Here is a 6436-nt window from a genome sequence, read left to right on the forward strand (position 1 = left end):
TATTAGCTAAACATAATAATTGAAATTCAAAACCGTCTGCTATTTTCTCGGGGCAAGCCCACGAGGTTTGCTAGCAGACTATAACTTCTATCACTATAATTATTAATTTTTATCATATTTATTAATATCTATTGTATATAATTCTCGATTAATGTAGTTTTCCCTGTATAATATATTAAAACCGGAAAATCCCAGTCTACTTCAAAGACTGTTAGTATGAAAAATTAAAGTTGAATTATTTTCTAATTTTGTGCCTCTGTAAGTAAAACATCACTATTCATATCAGTACAGTCATCTTTGATTTCAGCTGTGATATTACCACAATTTCCACAGACAAAGTTTTTGCCGTCAATTTCTCCATCATAAAGCCTTGTTATTTTGGACTTCCAGCAGCGGAGAACTTTTCCCTTACCAATTTTTTTTATATTTAAAAAGTTTTGTTTTACACTTAGCACATTTTATGGTTAACATAATATCATTCCTTTGAGTAGTGGAATTATATTTATTATAAAAAAATATCCAGACATTTTGTCTGAGTTTATTAATATTTAAAAATTATCTAAAATATCGTTGGCTGCTTCTCCTTTAAGTTAATTTTATTATACCACAGATGGTTGTTTTATAAAATCAGTATAAGCCGGATCTAAAATCCGACTTATATTTGAAATATATTATCTTTTTATTTCAAATCCTCCCAGCCAAGATCATCCAGGTAAGGAGTTATTGAAACAGTAAAACCACTTAAATTATAAACAACTGTTTTTCGTGATTTTTCATACGGCCAGTATCCAAAAACAAGTTCATTGTGAGCCATCATTTTTGCAATAAAACTCTTTAGAGTATCTTTATCTTCCTTAAAAAATAATGCGCTCCCATTTGAAGAAATAGACCATTTAGTTTCTACCAAATCCTCTTTATCAAAACGATAAATTAAATCTTTAAAATAATCACTGTAGTCTGGATTAACACCAGCACTGCCGAGATAATCTGTAGATAAAATTAATTCTGTAGTACCTTCTTTTCTTCTTAAGATCAATCCATTATTATAATCTTTGGGGTTTGAAATAAATAGAGTAAATTCATCTGTCAGAGGATCTTCTTTTGCTTCCACCAACCATTCACCATTTTGTGCTGTTTCTGCCGATACTGTAATTGAAATCATCAAAACTACAGCTACCATAAAAATAAATACTAATAAATTCTTTTTCATTTGATATACCCCCTTTTGATAATCTAATTAAAGGATATCACAGGAGAGCGACAGCGTTATGTCGCGAACTTATGTTTTTTGATAATTTATTTTCAAACACATTTTTAAACAACTTTCAGCTAAATATATTAATTAAATTATAACCACTAATCTAATTCTTTAATTTTATTAAATTCAAGATACACTTTTTCTCCAATTACCATTTTATTTTCATTTTCTTCAAAATAATCAACCTGTATATATCTATTATTAAATAAAAGAAAATAAGTAGTATATGATCCCATAAAATGTTTCTGAGCTAGCCCCTCTAATCTTGGACAAGCTTTAATATGATTTGTTAAACACAGATTCTCAGTAATTCTAATTACTTATGCTGCAAATTTAATTCCTGAAACTAAGTTGTTCAGAATGTTTTTATGATAAACTGCTGGTGGTATTTTACCAACAGATGAGTGTGGTCTTCTGTTATTGTATTTATCAATAAATTTAGCAATAGATTTCCTGCAGTGGGTTATGCTGCGATAATGTTTTTGATATACTTCAGCTCTTTTTAATGTACCGTGAAAGCTCTCAATATGAGCGTTTTCTTCTGGTGTATTTACCATTGTTCTTTCACGAGATATATCAAGTTCTCTAATCCTTGTTTGAAATTATCGACTTCTAAACCGGGTACCATTATCAGTTCTGAGTATCAGATCATCAGTGTTTCGGGATTCAGCTGCCTCATCAAGTGCTTTAAGAGCTTCTTTTGTGCTACATCTTAAGCCTTTGTGATAACCTACAATTTCTCTGGTAAATACATCAATGATATCAAACATATATACCCACAGCCGAAGGCTGGCTTTACCTGGCTGTTGTAATAGATATCTATTCCCGAAAAGTAGTTGGCTGGTCGATTAATAAAAAAAGACCAAACAGCTTGTTATAGATGCTCTTAAAATGGGAATTAAAAATAGAAATCCTAAAAAAGGTTTGATCTTTCATTCTGATAGAGGCAGCCAATATGCAAGTCATGATTTCCAAAAAGATTACAAAACAAGAAAACAGGCAAGACAGGATATTTTTGAATATATCGCTGTTTATTACAACAGAATCAGAATACATTCGACATTAAATTATAAAAGTCCAAAAGACTACGAAAACGAGAGAAAACTATCTAAACTATATGTCTAATTTAATGAAGGAAGCTCAATCTTATTAATAGGTTAAATGATTATCTAAGTGATTTAGTAAAACTGACATTAAATATCTTTAATATCTGTAATATATTATTTAGATTCTGTTTTCAAAGTGAAATTAATCACAGTTTAAATTTATGAACGAATAAATCTATTTTTTATTCAAATTATTTTTATTATCATACCGGACGTTAATGCCTGCCAGATAGTAAATTATCTTCAATTTTCATTTATATTCGATAATTTTAGTAAATTTTCAAAAATAATTAAAGTCAATGAAGCTGAAAAAAACATGATTCTTAATCCCCACAGATCAGCTATGTATCCAATCATTGGAGCTGTAAAAACAATAAATATAGTTCTGAATTGAGACTCAATTGATAACATGGTTGCTCTCTCTTTTTCTTTAATTATATTGGCAATATAGTCAAGCATTATTGGCCTTCTCAAATTACGAATAACATAAAAAAGTATAAAAAGGGTAATAATAAAATATATAAAACCGCTATTAATTATTAAGCCAATAAAGGCAATTATAATGAATGTTAAAATATAGGTTAAATTTAAACTTCTGATGCTTTCATTAAATTTATTTTTTAATTTAAAAGCACTGCGGCTTGCATAAGAACTAATCAGATGAATAACTGCATATGATAACCCAAGCAGGACTGAAAGTCTTTTTTCTTCTGCAAATCCATGCAGCAGCGGGAGTGAAATAATTTCAATTTTTAATATCGGCTGTAGATAATCTTTTAAAATTTTAAAAAACCCATCATATACTCCAGAATTTATAATTCCCTTTCTTAAATCTTTCAATTGAAGCAGCAGTTTTTTAAAACTTTCCACTCCAGAATGGAAAAATTTTTTTAAATTTAAATCATTTAAAGTTTTGCCATCTAAATAATCCGGATAGGTAGAAATTAAAATAAAATCCAGTATATAAGGAATTATGGAAAATAAAAAAACTAATCTGTAATTTGATTCTACAAAAACTATAAAACCACCAATAACTGCCGAAATTGCTGAACCTATCAAAGAGTAGGATTTTGTTCTTCCATAAACTTCCGTCTTTTTTTCTGCAATATTGTTTTGATCAAGATATAAAAAGATGATTGCCTTATGAGTACCACTTCTAAAAGCTTCTCCAATCCCAAATAAAACCATTGCCAGACCAATTATTGAATAAACACTGCCATAGTAAAATAAAATAAAGGAAAAAATATAGAGCACAAAACATATCTGAAGACTTTTTTTGCGGCCGTAGTTATCTGCAAATACACCAGAAGGTACTTCTAATATATTTTTTGTGATTTCTCGGATTGAAATTAGAGTCCCGATCTGAAAATAGGAAAATCCAAGACTTAAAAAAAATATATAGAGAAATGGTTCAAAAAATCTAAGATTTTTTAGAAGACCATAAAAACCAAACTTTCTTATATTTGTATCTTTTTTTATATCCATATATAATTCTCCTAGATTACTTTACTTCCATATATAATTCTTACTTAATTTTTCCAGTAAAAATAGAAATATCAGCAGTGAGGTACTTCCTCTAACTCAGCAGACCGAAACTCAATCTATGAAGAAAACAATCAAAACTGCTTCCCGACAGGTTACCGAAATTAATCATTCTAACTGCTAAATTTATAAATTCAAATTTATCTTTACCATAGTTATCTTTAACTTTATCGGACATCTCCGCGTCTGGCTGGCCTTTCTTTTCAGTCCAGTGATGAGCATAGACTAAAGCTAAAATTTCTTCTTCCGGACAGTCGTTTAGCTCACCTTTTTCTAACTTCTTTATCTGATTTCTATTTTTAATAATAAATTTTAATTCTTTAAAAAATTCTACCAAACTATTAAAAATTCTTTTTTTAAACTTCTCCATTTTTACTCCTTTAACTTACATATTATTTTTTAGTCCTATCAGCTTTATATATTAATCAAAATTAATGCCACTACAGTCATCAAAATTGAAGCCCACTCTTTTGCTTTTAATTTTTCTCCAAAGAAAAGATAGCCGGCTGCAGTTATTAATACTATGCTGCCCGCACTGAAAATCGGAAAGACAACTGCTGTTTTTAGATAATTTAAGGCACTGATCAGAAAGAAAGAGGAGAATAGATTGGGTATACCTACTGCAAATCCGGTCAGCAGTTCAGACTTTTTTGGTAAACGCTTAACTTTCTTAACACTATAGAAAAAGCTGATCAAAAAAGCAGAAAAGAAAACCCAGAATAAAAATAATACTTTGTAGTCGACCAGAGCATATTTCTGAAATATCTTATTGCTGAATTCTGCAATTCCACCATAGAGAAAGAGAAAGATTAAGTTTAACCTCAGTGCCTGATGACAGTCTTTATTGAAAGGAAAATTGACCAGAATAATTGAAGTAATGGCCAGTAGAATTCCAAGCCACTGTAAGTCTTCCGGATATTCCTGCCAGATGATGATGGCAAATAGCATTGTGATTAAAGTCGAAAAATTTAATACCCTGATTAAAAATTAGAATCAAAGAAACTAAAGCTGCAGTAAAATAATTGGCTGAGGTAATTATATATCTGTTTAAATTATTCGATTCGCTGAATTTAAAAATTAAAGCTATTGATAAACTGCATAAGACTGCTAAAAGCAAATATATCAAAGACTACACTTCCTTTGTTGATTTAAATTATTTATACAATTTAAGATTCTGCTAAAAATAGGAGCAGGATCAAATATCCTGAACTTCACTGAATTATGAACCTAATTATTCATTTTTAATACAGACAAATAATCTGCAGCAGGTTTTAAATTGAAGTCTTCAGGATGATGACGCAGAATATAAGAGACTGTTTTAGATAGCTTAGTTTTATTCATTTTATTTCATCCTTTAAAAAATTAAAGCAATTAAATTTAAAAGCAGATAGATTATTATAATTATTTTTGCAATCTGTGCCAGATAAAAGGACATACTTTTACCCTGATCACTGCTGTTTGTTTTCTGCTTTTCTGTTTTTAATTCTTCATTTCCATAATCTGTTTCTAAATTCAATCCATTAAGGAGTTCTCTGGCTTCCTTATAATCATCTTCTGCCACATAAAGTTCTACATTATAGGCAGAATAACCCATGTAGATTACACTGTAGCCGCCAAATTCATCATGACGAACAATCACCTCTATATTGCTGTCATTCAGCAGTGCTTCTATCATTTCTGCTTCTCTGACACCGGTTGTTATTAAATGCTGCAGTTTAAAATCAGACATCTATTTAACTCCTCAAATTTTTTTTGAAATCAGCCTTCTATTTAAAGAGAATCTCTTTCTAAATCATCTTCAGTTAGAACTTCAATTCCATTTTCTATTAATAATTCTGCTGTAAAACCATTACCCTTTATTAAATTGCCGCTAAAAGTTCCATCATATATTTTCCCACAGCCACAGGAAGGACTTCTCTGCTTTAAAATAGTTTTTTTAGCCTCAACAATTCTGGCAATTTTTATAGTTTTTTCTGCTCCCAGTTTAAATTCAGCAGTTATATCCTGCCCATTTTCAGTGATGACTTTTTTATTTCCATGCTGATCAGCAGCAATTTCTGAAGGAACTCTGGGAGTATCCAGTCCTCCAAGTACTTCAGGGCAGACCGGGACAGCTTTTCCTGATTTGACCAAATCTGCTACATTTTTATTAAAGTTATTTCCACCATCATAACGGCAGTTAATACCTGCCAGACAGGCACTTACTAGATACATTTGATCATCCTTTCTAATTAAATAAATTTTTAACGCTTAAAACCACCTTTCTTTTTCTCTTCATAATTTGGAATAAACTAGCTTAAACTCTGATCAATACTTCCATCAGGAAGCATATTATCAGGATGATATTCGCCTTTTTCTTCCATCTGATAGCGCTGACAGCTTTTATTATCTCCATGACAGTAGTTTTCTACCCACTTTTTATCTATTTTCCCGGCTGCTTTTGTCAAGCGAAAAATGTACCACCCTACCAATCGAATTGTGTACCACCTAGTTCAAAAAAGAGAAGGAGAAGAAATTACTCCTTCTGTAG

Annotated in this window: 10 protein-coding genes and 1 pseudogene; 1 reads left to right on the forward strand and 10 read right to left on the reverse strand. The window is 30.3% G+C overall.

Going from position 1 to position 6436, the window contains the following annotated elements:
* Positions 1 to 242 precede the first annotated feature (242 nt).
* The 4 genes from DFR78_RS11545 to DFR78_RS12070 form a co-directional block, all read right to left on the reverse strand.
* Positions 243 to 455 (reverse strand): hypothetical protein, encoded by a 213-nt coding sequence (locus tag DFR78_RS11545; protein ID WP_233487067.1) that lies wholly within the window; start codon positions 453 to 455, stop codon positions 243 to 245.
* A gap of 224 nt (positions 456 to 679) precedes the next feature.
* Entirely contained in the window at positions 680 to 1210 is a 531-nt protein-coding gene (locus DFR78_RS11550; RefSeq protein ID WP_114458982.1) for a hypothetical protein, read from the reverse strand.
* A gap of 368 nt (positions 1211 to 1578) precedes the next feature.
* The gene (locus tag DFR78_RS12065; protein ID WP_199505623.1) at positions 1579 to 1815 is read right to left on the reverse strand and encodes an integrase core domain-containing protein; all 237 of its coding nucleotides are present in this window, start codon (positions 1813 to 1815) and stop codon (positions 1579 to 1581) included.
* A 45-nt stretch (positions 1816 to 1860) separates the two neighbouring features.
* Positions 1861 to 2019 (reverse strand): DDE-type integrase/transposase/recombinase, encoded by a 159-nt coding sequence (locus DFR78_RS12070; RefSeq protein ID WP_233487070.1) that lies wholly within the window; start codon positions 2017 to 2019, stop codon positions 1861 to 1863.
* A 5-nt stretch (positions 2020 to 2024) separates the two neighbouring features.
* Here DFR78_RS12070 and DFR78_RS11560 point away from each other — a divergent pair.
* Positions 2025 to 2383, forward strand: a pseudogene (locus tag DFR78_RS11560) (DDE-type integrase/transposase/recombinase); the annotation flags it as partial.
* Positions 2384 to 2607: 224 nt separating this feature from the next.
* On the opposite strand, the gene DFR78_RS11565 reads toward DFR78_RS11560, so the two are convergent.
* From DFR78_RS11565 to DFR78_RS11595, 6 genes are all read right to left on the reverse strand, one after another.
* The gene (locus DFR78_RS11565; RefSeq protein WP_114458983.1) at positions 2608 to 3849 is read right to left on the reverse strand and encodes an MFS transporter; all 1242 of its coding nucleotides are present in this window, start codon (positions 3847 to 3849) and stop codon (positions 2608 to 2610) included.
* Positions 3850 to 3940: 91 nt separating this feature from the next.
* A complete protein-coding gene (locus tag DFR78_RS11570) occupies positions 3941 to 4276 on the reverse strand; it encodes a hypothetical protein (protein WP_114458984.1) in 336 nt (111 codons plus the stop codon).
* A gap of 44 nt (positions 4277 to 4320) precedes the next feature.
* Positions 4321 to 4854 carry an SMR family transporter gene (locus DFR78_RS11575; protein ID WP_233487068.1) on the reverse strand — a complete coding sequence of 178 codons (534 nt, stop codon included), beginning with the start codon at positions 4852 to 4854 and terminating at the stop codon, positions 4321 to 4323.
* A 406-nt stretch (positions 4855 to 5260) separates the two neighbouring features.
* Positions 5261 to 5635, reverse strand: coding sequence for a DUF2007 domain-containing protein (locus tag DFR78_RS11585; RefSeq protein WP_114458985.1), 375 nt, complete (start codon positions 5633 to 5635; stop codon positions 5261 to 5263).
* Positions 5636 to 5676: 41 nt separating this feature from the next.
* On the reverse strand, positions 5677 to 6120 hold the full coding sequence (locus tag DFR78_RS11590) for a DUF523 domain-containing protein (protein ID WP_114458986.1): 444 nt from the start codon (positions 6118 to 6120) through the stop codon (positions 5677 to 5679).
* Positions 6121 to 6197: 77 nt separating this feature from the next.
* Positions 6198 to 6353, reverse strand: a complete 156-nt coding sequence (locus tag DFR78_RS11595) for a uracil-DNA glycosylase (RefSeq protein ID WP_233487069.1) — start codon at positions 6351 to 6353, stop codon at positions 6198 to 6200.
* Positions 6354 to 6436 lie beyond the last annotated feature (83 nt).

Origin of the sequence: Halanaerobium sp. MA284_MarDTE_T2, from assembly GCF_003337245.1 — a bacterium.
Lineage (GTDB): Bacteria > Bacillota > Halanaerobiia > Halanaerobiales > Halanaerobiaceae > QPJE01.